13 protein-coding genes and 2 pseudogenes are annotated in these 16951 nt (G+C 47.2%); 9 read left to right on the forward strand and 6 right to left on the reverse strand.

Annotated features, from left to right (window positions below; all coding sequences use genetic code 11):
- Positions 1-48: 48 nt before the first annotated feature.
- On the reverse strand, positions 49-504 hold the full coding sequence (locus tag OLMES_RS00585) for an SMI1/KNR4 family protein (RefSeq protein WP_087459456.1): 456 nt from the start codon (positions 502-504) through the stop codon (positions 49-51).
- The gene (locus tag OLMES_RS00590) at positions 504-4463 is read right to left on the reverse strand and encodes a DUF4214 domain-containing protein (protein ID WP_087459457.1); all 3960 of its coding nucleotides are present in this window, start codon (positions 4461-4463) and stop codon (positions 504-506) included. Before OLMES_RS00590 ends, OLMES_RS00585 begins: the two co-directional genes overlap by 1 nt.
- A 222-nt stretch (positions 4464-4685) precedes the next feature.
- Between OLMES_RS00590 and OLMES_RS00595 the strand changes: the two genes are divergently transcribed.
- Complete coding sequence (locus OLMES_RS00595; RefSeq protein WP_087459458.1) at positions 4686-5939, forward strand: hypothetical protein; 1254 nt, start codon at positions 4686-4688, stop codon at positions 5937-5939.
- 100 nt (positions 5940-6039) lie between these two features.
- Here OLMES_RS00595 and OLMES_RS00600 read toward each other — a convergent pair whose 3' ends face one another.
- The 3 genes from OLMES_RS00600 to OLMES_RS00610 all read right to left on the reverse strand — a co-directional run bounded on the left by OLMES_RS00600 (position 6040) and on the right by OLMES_RS00610 (position 8119).
- A complete protein-coding gene (locus OLMES_RS00600; RefSeq protein ID WP_087459459.1) occupies positions 6040-6537 on the reverse strand; it encodes a DUF2505 domain-containing protein in 498 nt (165 codons plus the stop codon).
- A 186-nt stretch (positions 6538-6723) separates the two neighbouring features.
- Entirely contained in the window at positions 6724-7254 is a 531-nt protein-coding gene (locus OLMES_RS00605) for an Mpo1 family 2-hydroxy fatty acid dioxygenase (RefSeq protein WP_087459460.1), read from the reverse strand.
- Between the two features lie 163 nt (positions 7255-7417).
- On the reverse strand, positions 7418-8119 hold the full coding sequence (locus tag OLMES_RS00610; RefSeq protein ID WP_087459461.1) for a Crp/Fnr family transcriptional regulator: 702 nt from the start codon (positions 8117-8119) through the stop codon (positions 7418-7420).
- A gap of 191 nt (positions 8120-8310) precedes the next feature.
- Between OLMES_RS00610 and OLMES_RS00615 the strand changes: the two genes are divergently transcribed.
- The 8 genes and pseudogenes from OLMES_RS00615 (at position 8311) to OLMES_RS00650 (ending at position 15696) form a co-directional block, all read left to right on the forward strand.
- Positions 8311-8754 carry a DUF3291 domain-containing protein gene (locus OLMES_RS00615; protein WP_087459462.1) on the forward strand — a complete coding sequence of 148 codons (444 nt, stop codon included), beginning with the start codon at positions 8311-8313 and terminating at the stop codon, positions 8752-8754.
- Positions 8751-10274 (forward strand): FMN-binding glutamate synthase family protein, encoded by a 1524-nt coding sequence (locus tag OLMES_RS00620; RefSeq protein WP_087459463.1) that lies wholly within the window; start codon positions 8751-8753, stop codon positions 10272-10274. The genes OLMES_RS00615 and OLMES_RS00620 overlap by 4 nt, the downstream gene beginning before the upstream one ends.
- 42 nt (positions 10275-10316) lie before the next feature.
- Positions 10317-10688: pseudogene (locus OLMES_RS00625) on the forward strand (glyoxalase superfamily protein); the annotation flags it as partial.
- A gap of 96 nt (positions 10689-10784) precedes the next feature.
- Positions 10785-10934: a MerR family DNA-binding transcriptional regulator gene (locus tag OLMES_RS00630; RefSeq protein ID WP_157678082.1), complete on the forward strand. Its 150-nt coding sequence runs from the start codon at positions 10785-10787 to the stop codon at positions 10932-10934.
- Positions 10934-12589 (forward strand): IS200/IS605 family accessory protein TnpB-related protein, encoded by a 1656-nt coding sequence (locus tag OLMES_RS00635; protein ID WP_087459466.1) that lies wholly within the window; start codon positions 10934-10936, stop codon positions 12587-12589. The genes OLMES_RS00630 and OLMES_RS00635 overlap by 1 nt, the downstream gene beginning before the upstream one ends.
- 67 nt (positions 12590-12656) lie before the next feature.
- Positions 12657-13319, forward strand: a pseudogene (locus OLMES_RS00640) (AarF/UbiB family protein); the annotation flags it as partial.
- A gap of 132 nt (positions 13320-13451) precedes the next feature.
- Entirely contained in the window at positions 13452-14606 is a 1155-nt protein-coding gene (locus OLMES_RS00645; RefSeq protein ID WP_087459468.1) for a hypothetical protein, read from the forward strand.
- 202 nt (positions 14607-14808) lie between these two features.
- Positions 14809-15696, forward strand: coding sequence for an alpha/beta hydrolase (locus OLMES_RS00650; protein ID WP_087459469.1), 888 nt, complete (start codon positions 14809-14811; stop codon positions 15694-15696).
- A 47-nt stretch (positions 15697-15743) separates the two neighbouring features.
- Here the strand turns inward: OLMES_RS00650 and OLMES_RS00655 are convergent, their stop codons facing one another.
- A complete protein-coding gene (locus tag OLMES_RS00655; protein WP_198343168.1) occupies positions 15744-16814 on the reverse strand; it encodes an AraC family transcriptional regulator in 1071 nt (356 codons plus the stop codon).
- Positions 16815-16951 lie beyond the last annotated feature (137 nt).

The raw sequence follows: 16951 nt of genomic DNA on the forward strand, positions 1-16951 counted from the left end.
AGTCCGGCACATAGCCGGACTTAAACAACGCAAATACAAGAGCAGGAATTAAGTCAAGTCACCTCTTAATAATGACAGAAAGCCACTAAAACTATCACTCAAGAATGTAATCGCGTCATCTCCTTCTTTATCCGAGTCTACAAATACAATTGAAGGTGTATCACTAGACTTTCTGAAATCAAACGCGAAGACACTACCACCTCCAGAGCCAACTATCGGGACAATACCTTGTGGCAGATCGTCCTCAACATACATGACATTCGACTTGATTGTACTTCCTTTATACTCGTTATCATGAGTAATCAAAAATAAAACACCAACGCTTGTTATCCGACCCCCAACTTTTATTTGATTCGGATTGGGTACCTTTCCTTGGTGAATCATGACAACGTCCAAATAGTCTTTTGGAAACTTTATACCAAGATGTGATTCGAGCAATTCAACACTATTAACATCAACTGTGTGGTTGCCGTCCCAAAGGTAGTTATTCCATACGATTTCCATCACTTATATCCTCCACCCCATATCGACATTCCACCGGTATGCTTAAATAACTTATGCTGAACGTCGTCAACCAATTGCATTCTTCCTAAATCTTGGTGATGGTGCCAAGTTAAACCAGGAGGCGCTATACCTTCAGCAGGAACTTTCTCAAAGAATTTGACTTGCTGTTGAGTTAAGCCCATTTCATTTGCCAACCCAGGATTTTCTCTAAGTTGCCTAGCCAAGCTTTCGTTTGCAGCCTGAAAATGAGCATATTCATTTTGTGTTCCAAAGTGTGCATCATCAAGCACAGTATCATATTTGCTGTCAAATATAGGGAATCCGTCTTCATTGTATTTAAGTTTTTGGTCACCCTTAACCAAGTACCCATCTGCATCTAGATTTCTCTTATTCCTAATGGTGATTGCGTCGGCTTCCGTTTTTCCATACGGAATCACTTTCCCGTCCGACGAAATCGTTGGTCTTCTACGTACATCACTTATTTTATCGACCACGTTTGGATCGATAAAACCTCCAGTTCCATTTCGAGGTAGTATACCCGTGTTTGGAATATCTGTTGAGTCGCGATCTAACAACCGCTCTGCCCCTTGCTTAAATATATCAGCTCCGGTTTTGACAAGGGCGGTGAGTCCGAGTGCTGCGACGACTATCTCTAAGCCTCCAGCAGTGTAATACTTACTGGCACCGATTAAATCACCCTCTTCATCATATGCATGGGCGAGGTCGAATTTCTCCTGGAGGTTGTCTTCCATTGCACCCGGTATTTGATCAATATTGGTGACAAAGGTAATGAGTGATTCAACTTTACCGGCAAAATCCGCTTTACCGGTCTCGAAGGCAGGGTTTTCGCCGCTTAAGGTCCATAGCAGGGAGTCCAGTGCACCCAGACTGAATTCGGTGGCAAATTGAGCGGTGGTTGATACGTCAACCAAGGTGTCAGCGCCAAACTGGCTTGCACCAAAGAACGCGCCGATACCAATATCTGAAATGTCGACTATCGGAGCATCGGAAGGCAGGAGTGTTTTCAGTTCTTCATAGGCATCGAGCAGGGTGTTCGGGTCGTTGCCATAGACTGCTCCAATATACCGGTCAACGGCCATTTGGATGATGGGTTGGTGTTCTGAAATATGGTCTGCGATGTTTCGGCGGTAGACTGATTTCTGGTTCTCCATTTCTAATGGGTCACCAATCAGGTCGAGTTCTCCTTGGTTTTGTTCAGTAATTGCCTGCTCCAGTTTTGCGGTGAATTCACTGGGTGCAACTTGCAAATCAATGGCGAGTGCCTGTTTTTTAGATATGCTCAGGGTGTCGGACGAATAGCCTTGCTGTGCGAGTGCCCGATCCACACCTTCAATACCGAGTGACTGATATTCGGGGGATTCGAGAATACTGCGGAAGTAGTCATCCCGACTGATAATTTGATTATTCAGACTCTGAACCCAAAACGTAACACCAGCATCATTCGTTTCGATCGGGATATTCAGAATGTTTTGATATACATACTGCACAAGTGCTGTGTTATCGAGTTCATTCAGGTTGTGATAGTCTGCCAATGACAGCTCATGACCTCCATCCAGGGCCAGCCAGTTTCGCATCTCTGAAACCAGGTCAATTGTATTTGCAAAACTGTCGATCACTTGAGCCCGAGTGACGTTTCCAGATTCGAGTTCGTTCACCCAATAATTCAATCCTGCTTGATCGGCATCTCGATTTAAAACACGGTGGTAGATGTGTTCGACGAATTCATTGTCGGGAAGGTATGTTTTTAAAATTTCCATGTCTTCCACGGCCTCTCCATCTCTCTCCAGCCAAATTTGAAGATCCTGAGACTGTTCGTTACTGAGATGGTAGCGTAATGGTATATCTAACCAAGGGTCGAAGTTTTGAGCTTCTTCCGAGTCAATAAACTGAGTTAATGCTTCGATAGGCGTAATTTGATTCGATTGGAGTTCCGACACCCACCACTGGAAGCCGGGATCATGAAGTCCAGGTTCATAACCGAGTACTCTCTCGTAAAGCAAATTTACGATTTCCTCGTGTGTTAGGTTATCCAGTTCTGCTATATCAATGGGTGCGTTTTCTGGGTATGCCGTCCAGTTTGGATTAGCATCGTTCTGTAACTTCTGGTTATAGAGCAGTACTAAAAGATTTGTTCTGGATAATTCGCCTGACTCAAGCAAAGCACTAAAATGTTCTTGTGAGGGTTTGTCGAGGTCTTGTTTTAAAATTAAGGAATACGCTTTGTCGATAAAAGATTTATCACTTATGGTTTTTTTGAGCAATGGAGTCAGATAATCGGTATCTCTATCCCCTATTGTCAATTCTTTGAGCCCTTCGGGAGCATCATAGCGTAAGTAATACAGAAGCTTGGTATCGACATCATTTCTTTCGATAGCTTGGTAGGCATCACCTTGTCTCATTACATCAAGTGCTTGAATCTGAGTAATCTTATTCGAGTTTAATAGTCTGAGCAGACTCCTTGCTTCTTTTGAGCTTGCGGAGTCGATTCCAAGGCGTTTCTCAAAAGCGGTTTGGATGAAAGCATCATTGCTTGCAAGTTTCTGATTAGTCACCGTTTTCCCTTTATCAATCAGAGAACTTATCGATTGAGAAAGGGATACATGGTACTCTCCATTCTTATCCGGGATGGCTACAAATTTGCCAGCGTAAATTTCTTGATACGTGAGTTCGAATTCCGGAGGGGGTACATTCACCCCGTATACGATGGTAGTTACATTCCCCGATGATGTTTCTGTGTTCCAGATTCTAGTGGAGGCATTTCCGCCATGTTCTGTTATCCAATTCCGAGTGGCTGTGAATTCATTGCCGTTCACGTACTGTAAAACCGTAACATCAGCGGCTGACTCAAATTGATAGAAATCCACAAGGTCTGGTAAGTTGAAGTTTTCAATTTCAGGATATTCGATGTTACCCGGTATTCTTAGATCCATCGGTATCGGTTGGAGGTTGTATCGCCCGCTCTCAGAATCAAAATTTAGAGCCCAATCTTGGCCAGGATTTGTAACCTTATCATTAGCTCTCGGGCTGACAATGATTGTCGTGCCGTCCATTCTCACATCGGTATAATCGCCGGAAAATTCGACTGAGGCTGGTTGATTTGAGATTAATATTTGACCGCTATCGTCATCAAAAAAAGTCGACATTAGTTTTTCAATCGAAGCATTGCCGGAAAGAGTAAGTCGAAATCGTTCACCCTCATCACCAATTGCGTCTTGTTTGCTTTGGAGTTGTTCCAGGTGATGCCCGACTTCTTCAATATAGGTTTCAGCCATTAGCTCGACATCGAGACCTATATTCAGAAAGACGGTTTGGGTCTCTTGTGCATACGCACCGAAGTTTCCATTCAGGCGTTCGGAGTTGGTTAGACGAATTTTCGGTAGAAAATCGAAATTGTTTGCAATTGCTTTTTCACGAAGTGACTCTGCTGCAGATTTGTCATAGGACGAACCGTAAGATTGTCGAAAAACCTGGTGATAGTGCTCGGGATCATTGGCCAGTTGTGCAAATTCTTCAATGAATCTACCTTCCACGTGGGAGACGAGTTCAGCTTGTTCATGTAGTAATTGTTGTGAGTCTGTTCGAAAATGTGAGATGGCAGTAGGTGAATATTCCAACCGTATTAATTCTTGTTCTGTGCTGTGCTGAAGGGCGACTTTATCTTCAAGGGTGAAAGGCTGGTTGGCAATAGATTGCGCTAGAGTGAGCGTGTCTAGCTGATGCGTGTTGGGTTGGAGACTTTCTGTGATGAGTTTTTGGGCTTCTACGGTTTGATGTTGTTGCTCAGTGCTTTCGGATGCAGAGACAGACCCGGTAGTCGGATTGTGTTCTGATGATGGTGTAGACGGTGACGGTTTTAGAGTTGGTCCTGATAACGTTATGGGCATTTCAAAGATCCTTTTAAGCAGTCCGTTTTGCAGGATGGGTTCCAATAAGTCCATGAGTTATTCAGTAAATCATTCTAAGGTATCAACGGATCGATGGCATCTAGGGTAAACCCCAGGTTTTTATCAGTTTTTTTAGTTTGTGAGAGGGTCATCGAATGTGGTCTGAAACTCTGAAATATGCCGTTATGGTCTCCTCAATAACTTCAACATTCAAAAAGACGACTATGAGCTAAACTGTGAACAATGACCCATAATTCTTTAGCCGGAGTCGAATGAATGGCATTTTCCCAACCTGATCAGCGCCAACTGGATCGTAAGCAGCGCGAATTGAAATTACAGGAAGACCGCCTATCCCGACAAATCTCCCAGTTTAAGCGTCATGAGGAACGCCAAAAGGAAACCCAGTGTCAATTGGAGGACAAGGCTCGGGAAGTTGCTGAACGTGAAGCCGAGTTCCGCACCAAGGATCAGGATCTGGTGCGGCGGGAACAGGATTATCAACGTGCTTTGCAGCGCTTTATGGAGGAGAAAAGCCGGCAATTGAGTGCGCGACGTATGCGCTTGATGGTGGTGGTTCCTTTTTTGCTGTTGGCGGCCATTGGTATGGGGTATCTGGCCTATGATTATCAGGCCTCTCAGGATACCTATTATGCACAGCTACAGGGGGCAGTGCGGAATATTGACCGACTGACTGAGTCACTTGATGAATTGGGCACCAGTAAAACGCTGATCGAGGATCAGCTGCAGGGTAGTGAATCCCGGTTATCGGAAACCCGTAATCAACTTGATTCAGCGAAACAGCAACTGATGCAGACCCGGGATGAAAAACAGCAACTCCAGACCCGTCTGGAACAGGCGGATAAGCGACTTAGTGAGCTGGACCGGGATATGAAAAGGTTGATGGGTGATAAAGATCGTTTACGGGAGGAGTTGGGCCGGTTGGCGGTAAATAAGCAGTCTGCAGAAGATGAGCTGGTTACCCTTGAAAGCAGATTGGAGTCCCTAAGTGGTTTGCTGCTGGGGGCGGATGCGAAATTCAAGACCGCGGAACAGAAACGCAAAGACGTTGAGACATTGTTGTCAGAGGCGCAAAAACAACGATCGGTGCTCACAGAAGATCGTAACCGATGGATGACCAAGTACGCGCAGTTGCAGGCTGAATTGGAGGGGGCACAAGCGGCGGTTCTCACTGAACAGCAGTCACAGAAGAGCGTCAACCAGGCATTGGCACAGGAGAAACTGGACCGGGCCAAGTTACAAAGCCTGTATCAAAGTGTCGAGAATGAACTAACCGAGAAAAAGCTGGCGTTGAGTGCGGAACAGGAAAAACTGGAACGCTTGAAAACCGAGCAAGGCAGCAATGCGGTGAAATTGAGTTCGTTGCAAGTGGAATTGGATCAATTGCGGCAATCAATGGCTCAGCTGGAGCGTTCCCGAACAACACAGGAACAGGAAATTGCGCGCTTGAAGAGAGAAAACCTGCGCTTGATTGACGCGGCCAATCTGAATGCAAGCAGCCCGGTTCAGTAGCAGGAGGTCTCGTTCGGTAGCAGGAAGCCAGACGGGCCAGGCAGATTTTGCCTGGCCTGAGTTAACCGGCCCAATTTAACCGGATAGCTCAATCCCGGACTTAGTTTGCCAGGATCAGACTCTGATTGACTTCGTACTCGGATTCCATTTGGATTTGAGAGTCTTTGGCAATGAACTGCGCGATGGTTTTCCCGATAAGTGGCACCTTGCACTGAATGCCCAGGGAAACATGGATGACGGAGGCTTCGCCATCCGGCTTGATGACCATGGTGCCTTTCAAATTGGCCGGTACGCCAATCAGTTCTACCTGATAATCGCAACAAAATTCACCATCGCTGTTCTTGCGCCAGTTTTCCACCTGCTTCATGGTGGTGGTACCCGGTTGCAATTTTTGCAGGACACTGGGCATATCACCCCGTGGCTGCACATCTTTTGTGAGTTGGATGGTGCCTTCGCTCTCGCTCCAGTCACACTGATTTACCCGCAGATTTTTAACACCTAATGTTTCATGCTTGCGGATAATGTTCTGCTCGTTGAACAGAAAGTTGAACAAATTATCCGCACTGACAGGATAAGGATGAGCAACATTGATTTCCATGGTACTGCTCCGTCATTAAAATGGCTTTAAGGTTTAGAATTTTGAGTGATTGCCATTGTAACGAAACGTAACACATTAGTCTTTATCCTAATTGACATGATCACCTGTCACGTTGACAAACACAATTTGGGGCAAGATCGTTATTTTTGCCCAAATTATGTTCGTTTTTGTGCCTGGGTTCCCAGATTATGAAGGCGTTTTTGCGTTCATGTCTCTAAGGATGGTGGGGCCTACTTCCTGCTCGATTTCCCGGCGGACCTCATTTCGCATGCCGAGCATGAACCCGAGTTCAGCGACCACGAAAAGTGGACCCACAATCAGGCCGACCAGGTCATCAACAAAGGCAGGTTTGCGGCCCTCGTAGTAATGACCAATAAACTGGATGACCCAGCCGATAAAGAACAGCCCGATGCCCCAGCCCAGCCAGGTACTGGTTGATGCTTGGGCGATTGGCGCTGCAGACCAGAGACCGATGGTGAACAACAGGCCCATTACGACACCAAACCGGGTATCCAGCTTTAAGTAAAAATAAATTGATGCGAATGCGACCAGCAATGCGGGTGATATCAACGCACCGGCAAGGTCAAACCCTGGACGGGAGAGGAGTATCATCACCGCGAATACGATCATTGGAATACCGATGAAATGGGTTGCGATATTCCGTTTATCGCGGTGATAAGCTGCATATTGAGTGAGGTGTTGAGTGAGTGACTTCACTTTTTTGTTCTCCTAAGTTATGCACCCATACCGGTTTAGGATCGCCGTTTTCAGAACAGGTTGCACGAGTTAATCAGATTTGTGACTTTAGCTAAATTGCGCCGGGGCGTCTGTCGCTAAGGTGACACATTTTGAGCACTAATTCATCGTCGCAAATAACGGGCTAGGCTGAAAGCATATTGCCTGCGATCTGTTGCAGTCGGGCGGGATCGAGAATCTCGATCTGGGAGCGGGCCAGACGAATAATGCCCTTTTGTTCAAGTTCCTTGAGAATTTGATTGGTCGTTTGCCTGGATATGCCAAGCATGGATCCCAATACTTCCTGCGGGATGGACAGGCATATATTGCCCGGATCGCTCTCTTCGCCCATTATTAACAAGCGCCGGGCCAGTCGTGGGAGAGCAGGAAGCAGCGCGACGTCCTCAATGAGTTGAAACGCCAGACGAAGTTTATGGGTAAGGAGCTTGCCGAAATCCTGCCAATATTCAGGATGTTGATACAATAAATCTGTTAATTTATTCTGGGGAATATTCCACAGCAGGCAGCTGCTTTCAGCCATGGCATCGTGGGTGCGCGCCTGGTTGTCAAACAAGGCTATTTCGCCGAACCATTGGGGCGCTTCTACCAAGGTTAATATGGCCTCTTTGCCATTTATACCAGTGCCGGTTATCCGGATGTTTCCGGATAATACCGCATATAGACCACAGGGCTGGTCACCCCGGGAAAACAATCGCTCTCCGCTTTGCAGTTTGATCTGCTTGCCCAATTTGAACAGCTGCTGTTGAAGATGATCATTCAGCCCTGAAAACCAGTTTCCCCGGGTGAGAATGTCTCGTATGTTAGCAGTTGTGAGCGCTGAATTCATGGGCAATATCAATCAGGTTTCAGGGTCGCGTTCCAGCACGGCTAAAAGTGCGACGATAATCGAATATTATGGGCTATTGTCATTATCGTATGATAGCCCCAACCGGACCCGGAATGAAGATCGAACGTTACAATACTTCGCGCCACTTAACAGGATAGTGTGAAAACATCCTCTCACAATGGAGATTTTTTGTGCACCTCGCCCAATTTAATATTGCTAAATGCAAAGCACCACTTGATGATCCCTTGATGAAACCGTTTGTTGATAATCTGGAACGAATTAATCGTTTGGCTGAGCAGAGTGATGGTTTTATCTGGCGTTTACAGGATGAATCGGGTGCTGCTACGGATTTCAGTATCTATACTGACCCCAATATCATCGTCAATCTTTCAGTGTGGGATTCTGTGGATGCTTTGAAGCAGTTTGTGTATACAACCGAGCATCTCCAGTTTTTGCAACAAAAGTCACAGTGGTTTGAAAAACTGCCTCTGGCCAATCTGGTCTTGTGGTGGATTCCCGAGAATTATGAACCCCCATTGCAGGAAGCCAAAGATCGATTGACGCAACTCCAGCATCAGGGCGACAGGGCTGATGCTTTCAGCTTTCGTCACGTTTTTGAGAGACCTGGCTCATGACCGAGACACTCCAATCTTTAGCATTGTCGATTATTGAATTGGCCACGTTTATATTTGTATTTATATTCCTGGCGGCGATTGTCTGGTTAATCTGGGCGTATATCAGTGACATTCGCCAGAAAAAGCAGGCAATACGACGAAATTTTCCGGTTATTGGTCGCTTCCGTTATTTTTTTGAGCATCTGGGTGAGTTCTTCCGCCAGTATTTTTTCGCGATGGACCGAGAAGAATTGCCCTTCAATCGCGCAGATCGTTCCTGGGTTTACCGCTCGGCCAAGAACGTTGATAACACCGTTGCCTTTGGTTCGACGCGGAATATTTCAGCCGCCGGTGAAATCCTGTTTCTCAACTGCCCCTTTCCGACGTTGGAGGCGGATGCTGTACCACCCAGCGCGATTACGTTTGGCGAAGGTCAGGCCAGGCAGCCGTATACCACCAGTTCATTTTTCAATATATCGGGTATGAGTTACGGCGCGATCTCCAAACCGGCAGTGCAGGCGTTGTCTCAAGGTGCGGCCAAGGCGGGTATCTGGATGAACACTGGTGAAGGCGGGCTTTCTCCATTTCATCTGGAAGGTGGGGCCGATATCGTCTTTCAGATTGGTACTGCGAAATACGGGGTTAGGGATGATCAAGGCCAATTGAGCGAATCGCGACTGCGCAGTGTTGCCGCCCATGAAGCCGTGAAAATGTTTGAGATAAAACTCAGTCAGGGCGCCAAACCGGGTAAGGGTGGCATATTGCCGGCGGCGAAAGTGACCCAGGAGATCGCCGATATCCGGGGTATACCGGTCGGACATGCTTCCATCAGCCCGAATGGCCACCCGGAAATCAAATCCGTTGATGATTTGCTGAATATGGTTCATCGAGTACGGGAAATCACCGGCAAGCCAACCGGATTCAAGTTCGTACTGGGTGCGTACGGCTTTCTGGAAACCATGCTGAAGTCTATTCATGAGCGGGGCCTGGAATTCGCTCCGGATTTTATCACCATCGACAGTGCGGATGGTGGCACCGGGGCAGCGCCTCAGAGTCTAATCGACTATGTTGGCCTGCCGATCAAAGAGAGCTTACCTTTGGTCGTCGACAAGCTGATCGAATACGGCCTGCGGGATCGCATCAAAGTGATCTGCTCCGGGAAGCTGATCACACCGGCAAGCGTCGCTTGGGCATTATGTACCGGTGCAGATGCGATTGTATCTGCGCGTGGTTTCATGTTTTCCCTCGGGTGCATTCAGGCTTTGCAATGTAACAAGAACACCTGCCCGACCGGAATTACGACCCATGATCCGGATTTACAGAATGGTCTTGATCCAACCAATAAAGCGGAACGTGTTGCCCAGTATGCCCAGAAAATGGTGCATGAAGTCGGTGTGATTGCCCATAGTTGTGGTGTGCGGGAGCCCCGTGAATTGCGCCGTTATCATGCCCATATTGTGGGTGACAACAGCTTTTCAACCTCCCTGGAATTATTGTTCCCCACCCGTAGTGTCAAGCCGGAATACGATAAACGCAAATGATCGAAAGACAGCGTATCCCGTTCGGAAAATGAAGAGGAGGCAGAGATGGCGTTTCAAGCAATCCCGATATTCAGGATATTTGATGAGCAAAAGGCAAAAGCTTTTTACCTGGATTTTCTGGGCATGACGGTGGATTGGGAGCATCGCTTTGCGCCTGATACACCGCTTTATATGCAAGTATCCAGAGATAATCTGGTTTTGCATTTAAGTGAACACTCGGGAGATTGCACCCCGGGTGGTAAGTTGTTCGTCAATGTCAGTGATCTGGATCCGTTATATCAGGATATAACCGCAAAGCCTTACAAGTACAACAAGCCGGAAATCGAACAAGCCCCCTGGGGCTGCCGGACATTTACGGTTATTGACCCGTTTTGTAATAAAATCCTGTTCAACGAGTCGCTTGCTCCAGCCTAAGATTGGGGCTTTAACAGTTAACGAAATACTTGACTAAACCTACTCATATACAGTAGCTTGTACAGTGTCGTTTTCTCATGGATGGAGGTGATGATCATGGCTGAATTTCTATCGATAGGCGCTGCCGCTTTTCTGCTGGGTGTGGCCGTTTCCACCCTTCGTCGCTGGGAAAAAGAATCACGATTTTTCTCAGATTTTCGTACGCCTGGTGGCCATCGTCGTAAAAATCAACGAGCCATCGCCTAGTGGATACGCCAACCAAAACACTCACCTTTGAAACCCGGCTTGATTTGATTCATGAGCAGGATGCGGCATTGTGTCAATATGCCGAGCTGTGGAATCAAGTGAAGTTTCATTGGTTTGCTAACTTACAAAAGCCTAAAGCCCAGCAATTGAATCGTACCCAGTTTATGCATGAAATGGGGATGCCGTTCAGCTATCGGGTGTTTCAAGGCGTCCAGCAAAGCATTAAAGGCTTAATCCAGTCTTACCAAACCAATCGAAACAACCGACTGGTGACGCTGGACGTTAAAATCAAACAGCTGGAGAAAACGCTCAACAAGCTAGAGAAGCGCTGTGATCATGTTGCAGAGAAAGGCTGCCCGCAACAGGCGAAACAACTTCGCAACAGGTTACGACAGAAGGAAGTGAAACTGCGTCGTTGGCAGCAAAAGCAGACCGCCTTGGTGGCCGAAAAACAGGAAAACAAAACACCGATTTGTTTTGGTGGTCGAAAGCTGCTGAAAGAGCGTCAAGCGTTAGAAACGGGTTCGGCCATTGAAGGCTGGAAACAACGCTGGCACGAAGCACGACACCGCGAATTTCTATTAGTGGGTTCTCATGATGAATCCTGGGGCTGTCAAAATGCCCAGCTATCGCCCAGTGAGCAAGACGATGCTTACCAGCTAAAACTCCTGGTGCCCCATCAATTACGCGCCACGTTCGGCACGACCATTAACATTGATCACCTGCAATTCAAGCATGGTAAGGCGGCTATTGCCCAAGCCGTTTGGCAGAATCAGGTTAAAAAACACGATAAATCAATCAAAGGGCAACCCCTGAGTTTTCGATTTAAGCGAGACAAAAAAGGTTGGCGGTTACTCGTTAGCGTGGAAGTGGCAGGACCAACAGAGCAAGCAGAGTGGATCGATGATGACCAAGGTGTCATCGGTGTAGATGTCAACCCGGACCACTTAGCGGTCGTCGAGCTGGATCGAAACGGTAACCCACTGCAACACCGAACGTTTGACTTACCGCTACACTATAAGAATGATGCTCAACGGGCAGCCATTATTGGGGATGCCGTACGAGACCTGATGGACTTTGCCGCACAGCAAGGCAAAGCGGTGGTGATTGAAAAGCTGGATTTTCAGCAAAAGAAACGGCAATACCAAAAGCAGGATCACCCTCAGTATGCCCGGATGTTAAACGCCTTTGCTTACGGTAAGATCAAGGCCTTGATTGAAACGCAAAGCATTAAACGCGGCATACGCCTTTATCACGTCAATCCGGCTTATACTTCATTACTGGGGCGGATGAAATATCGCGATCGACACGGTTTCTCAGATCACCATGCTGCCGCGTTAGTGATTGGTCGTCGGCATTATGGCTTTAAAGAAAAGCCGCCAAAACAACTCATTGGTATTAACGCGAAGGGTACCGTTAAGACCGAGCATCCGCCTGTAAGGATGGCGCTCGGGGATTATCAGTATTACAATAAACTTCAGCGTTGGTACCGACCACTCGAAAAATCATTAGATTTTCTGAGCGGTTGGCGTCACTTTCGTCGTGTGAATCGGGTTAGTTACTCCGTCGAGGCTCGCCTTGATGGTAGACCGGGCATGAGTCCCGACTTGGTTCAGGAAAGCTCTACCCTGCTTTCCGCGCACCCTGCGCTGTAGGGATAGGCTTGTTTAAACCTTGAGTAGGTTTAAGTAGGTTTATGAAAACGGTGAACATGTCCCCAATGTTTTGTTGAGCCACTCCGGCAAGCGCGTACTCACCACCGAGTTTGTGGACGCGCAGAGCTTTCAGGTATTTTGTGCCTCAGCCACTCAGGAGGCGCGCAATCGTGCGGGTTTGAATATCTTTAACCATACGATGAACGCGATCTTCAGGCATTGTTATTTCAATGGTGACCCCCATCCGGGTAACTACTTGTTTCACACCGATGGCACGGTCACGTTCCTCGACTTTGGCTGTGTTAAAAAATTCGAGATTGATTTTATCTCCCGCTGGAAGGCGATGGCGAAAACCATTCTGGAGCAACGCAAGGATGAGAATCTTCAGGCAACAGATGCCTTGGGTCTGATTGGCAAGCTGGATAAATTTGATCACGATTTTCATTGGGAAATGATGAATCATGTTTATGGTCCGTTTCTGACAGATGAGCCGTTTACCTTTACTCATGCCCATAACTCGCGCACCAACGATTATATGTTGTGGGAAAACAAAAATAGATTCAGTTCCAGCATGCCTGCGGATTTTTTGTTTATTAATCGACTGCAGTGGGGACTGGCAGCGGTGATGGCTGACCTTGAAGCGCAGAATCTATATGCCCGGCCTTTCAAAGAGGCTGTTTATGCGCAGTCCATTCCTTTGTTTGCTTGGAGAGGTCAGGCAAGTATTTGATGCTAAGATTTTTTTGATGAGTACCAATTTTGCTCATTCTCGTTGCTGTATCTGTCCATATTATGGTAATGCTTTTTTCACATTACAGTACTCAGAATATTGATCAAGACTTTCATAGAACAGGGGAAAACTGTGGGAATTGTAGTTTCTCAACAATCGAAAAAAACGAATAAAAAACAAATCGCCCTTAATAAGTTGTGGCGTTTGGTTCAGAACAAACGCAAAAGTAATGAGCGCCTTGAGCTTGAACTGGATCGATTGATAAGCGCATTTCATGATCGGATTATTCCGGTGGAAAAAGAAATTTTGAATCCTAAACGTATTGTGTTGCTCGAACGATTGATTGTATTTTTTAGCCGCAAGAGTTTGGCTAATTGGCACCGTGACCAGCTTGCGGACTGGATAAAAGAACTGTTGGAACAAGTTGCAATAGTTGATGCTGAAACGGCTGTTAAGTTGAGCCAAGAATATAATCAGGTTGTTGCAAATCATATGGGCCTATCAGTTGAAGAGATGATGGAGGAGTTTGAGCAGCAGCAAAGCGAATTTGAACAAGTGATGGAGCAAGCTACCGAGGCGGCTTTTGAAGCGCAGAGGCAAAAGGATACTAATTTCCACAAGAACGCGTCAGAAAAACCAGATTGCCAGCCAGATATGTTTGGTTTTGATGATTTGAAGGAGAAATGTCAGGGTAACAGTGATTCGGTGGAAGGGGGTGGTGATCAGGAAGATTATGACGCTCGGTCAATGTACGATCGATTTGAGCATCAGGAAAAATTAGATTCCAAGTGGCTACGTACCATGTTCAGAAAAATTGCTCAGGCACTTCACCCTGATAAAGAGCCGGATTCAGAGCGTAAAGATATTAAAAAAGAAATTATGGCTAAGCTGCTTGATGCTCGAGATCAGGAAGACATCGTTACTATCGTTGAGTTGTATTCCGAGCATGTCGTAGCCGGAGATTTTTCTGTTGATGATCAGGATGCTGGCAAGCTGCAGCGTTTGCTTGAGCAGCAGCTTGAAAATATAGAGTTTCAAAGAGAAGCGTTAATAACAAAATCCCCACTGCATGAATTTGTTTTTGATCACTTTTATGAAAATACAAAGCAGAAGCGGGAAAGTAACCTGAAGCGTTATATAGGTGAAATTCGTGAGCAAGCCGAAACCACGGCTGAAATGGCAGTAATGTTGCGGAATTTAAAAAACCTTAAAGAAGTCCTGACACTTCGTTACGATGCTGCCAGAAGTAGGATGTTTGAAGATATCGACTTTCATTTCGATTATTGAGGCCAAAACAAGATACCAGAGGGCGTGTCGAGTGCGCCCATTCATTGTTAGCGCATTAATGAGTGATTATCCAGAAAGATAATGTTGGGTAATCCTTGCTGGATTTTGGCGTAAACTGTCAAGAACTCTGTCGGAGATCGTCAAGTCTCGCTGTCCTGTTTTTAATAGAGTGGATGTCATTAAATCGACAGAGGCAGAGATTATGAGCTTTAAAACACTGGTTGAGTTTGAATCGGGTGGCGAACGGTGCGCAGCAGACCTTTATATTCCGGACAGTGATCACCGTGCACCTGTTATTGTGATGGCCCATGGTCTGGGTGGAACTCGTGCTATGCGCTTGGATGCTTTTGCCGAGCGCTTTGTGGCAGAGGGGTATGCCTGCCTGGTTTTTGATTATCGTCATTTTGGTGAGAGCGGGGGTGAGCCACGACAACTGCTTGATATCAAGAAGCAGTTAGAAGACTGGAAATCCGCAATACGCTTTGCTCGCTCCCTGTCCCGAGTGGATTCGAATCGCTTGATTCTGTGGGGCACATCATTCGGGGGCGGCCATGTATTGGCGACTGCAGCGCAAGACCGAGGGATTGCCGCAGTGATTTCCCAATGTCCGTTCACGGACGGCTTGGCATCGAGCCTGACGTTGAGCCCTCTGACATCTCTGAAATTGAGTGCATTGGCGATACGAGATCGTATCGGTGCATTGTTTGGTGCAGAACCGTTGATGGTGACAACCGCCGGACAACCTGGGACGTTGGCATTGATGAATGCGCCGGATGTTGTTCACGGTTACGCGGCTATTTCAACGGGAACCAATGCCCCCAACTATGTTACCGCCCGGTTTGCACTGGATATTGTGCGTTATTATCCGGGTCGTAAAACCCCTAAAATTCAAGCGCCAGTCCTGTTTTGTGTGTGCGATACAGACACGGTGGCCCCTTCCGGGGCAACGCTCCGGCATGCACAACGGACACCAAATAAAGAGATCAAACGATACGCGGATGGTCATTTTGAGATCTATGTTGGTGAAGCCTTCGAACGGGTGGTTCGTGATCAGATCTCGTTTTTGAAAAAAACAGTACCCGTTGATTGATACTTAAAGTTGATGCACGAAGCGGACGAAAAGTCTGTGGGCGACAATCAGGGAGTCGTTTTGATTACCGCTCCCTGCCTTGCCTGCTGGGGTGTGCAGCCGGTCCACTCTTTGAATGCGCGGGTAAAAGCGCTATGCTCGGAATAGCCTAGGAGCAGTGCAATATCCACAATTTGCAGACGGGAGTTATGCAGATATGAAACGGCCAATTCATGGCGAACAAGGTTGAGTTCATATCTGAAGCTTGATCCTGCATCACCCAGTCGACGTTGCAGGGTTCTGGGTGAGCAGTTGAGTTGCGCGCTGATCTTATCGATACCAGGTTCGCCTTCTCGCAGGGTACGGGCGATTGCTCTACGTACCTGATCAATAATCTCGACTTGTGCCGGCAGCTCGGCCAGGCGCTCGTTGGCATGTTGCTCCAAAAGCGCTATCAGTGCGGGATCCGGGCTTTTGAGAGGCTGTTGTAACAATTCCAGACTGAAGCGAAGGCCCGGATCCGGCCGTTCAAAAGCGACCGGACAGCCGAAGAATGTTTCAAAGTCTTTTGGATCACCCGCTGCAGCGTGGGCAAATCTCACCTCGATTGGATTCACCGTGCCGCGAATCAGGCTTCGAGTAAACTGTACCATCACAGTATAACCCGTCATTTCGACCAGCTGACCTGGCAAGTATTCGCTAATATCCCATAACACTTCCATCCAGCCATCACCTGTGTGCAATCTTATTGGTGTGGCGTCAAATATCAATCGCTGGTAACGGCGTAAACGCTCCAGTGCCTGGCTGAAAGTGTTACTGGCAAGTAATATTGCCCCCACAATGCCTAAATGTTGCACCGAGACTGTTTGCCCAAGGTGCAGCCCGAGTAGCGGGTCATCCAACTCAAGTGCGGCACGTTCCATCATCCGCTGCCACATATCGATATCGATACCGGCACGCTCTGAAGTTGCGACAGGCCAGGGCTCGCCCAGAACGATCTCGGGCCGTAAATTACGCGCTTCGATGTAGTCAAACAGGAGTTGGGCGTAGGTTTCGGGGACAACCCGTTGTTGCAGTGGAATGGTCGACATCTTTGTAATCTCCTCGATGGCGTAAAGTATCAAGCGAGATGTCAGCATTGGTCAAGCTCCTGAATCCCTTTCGCCACAAAATGAGATCCTAATCATCACTCAGGAGGTTGTTATGTATTCCAAATTGAAAGTACCATTACGATAAGTACTCCAGAGCTTTGCGCCCGACAGGGTTTCTGGAAACG

This window comes from Oleiphilus messinensis, from assembly GCF_002162375.1.
In the GTDB taxonomy this organism is placed as follows: Bacteria; Pseudomonadota; Gammaproteobacteria; order Pseudomonadales; family Oleiphilaceae; genus Oleiphilus; species Oleiphilus messinensis.

Coding starts and splice junctions, on each gene's coding strand:
- OLMES_RS00595 (WP_087459458.1), top strand. CDS start 4,686: ATGGCATTTTCCCAACCTGATCAGCGCCAACTGGATCGTAAGCAGCGC.
- OLMES_RS00650 (WP_087459469.1), top strand. CDS start 14,809: ATGAGCTTTAAAACACTGGTTGAGTTTGAATCGGGTGGCGAACGGTGC.
- OLMES_RS00655 (WP_198343168.1), bottom strand. CDS start 16,814: ATGCTGACATCTCGCTTGATACTTTACGCCATCGAGGAGATTACAAAG.
- OLMES_RS00590 (WP_087459457.1), bottom strand. CDS start 4,463: ATGGACTTATTGGAACCCATCCTGCAAAACGGACTGCTTAAAAGGATC.
- OLMES_RS00600 (WP_087459459.1), bottom strand. CDS start 6,537: ATGGAAATCAATGTTGCTCATCCTTATCCTGTCAGTGCGGATAATTTG.
- OLMES_RS00585 (WP_087459456.1), bottom strand. CDS start 504: ATGGAAATCGTATGGAATAACTACCTTTGGGACGGCAACCACACAGTT.
- OLMES_RS00610 (WP_087459461.1), bottom strand. CDS start 8,119: ATGAATTCAGCGCTCACAACTGCTAACATACGAGACATTCTCACCCGG.
- OLMES_RS00620 (WP_087459463.1), top strand. CDS start 8,751: ATGACCGAGACACTCCAATCTTTAGCATTGTCGATTATTGAATTGGCC.
- OLMES_RS00630 (WP_157678082.1), top strand. CDS start 10,785: ATGGCTGAATTTCTATCGATAGGCGCTGCCGCTTTTCTGCTGGGTGTG.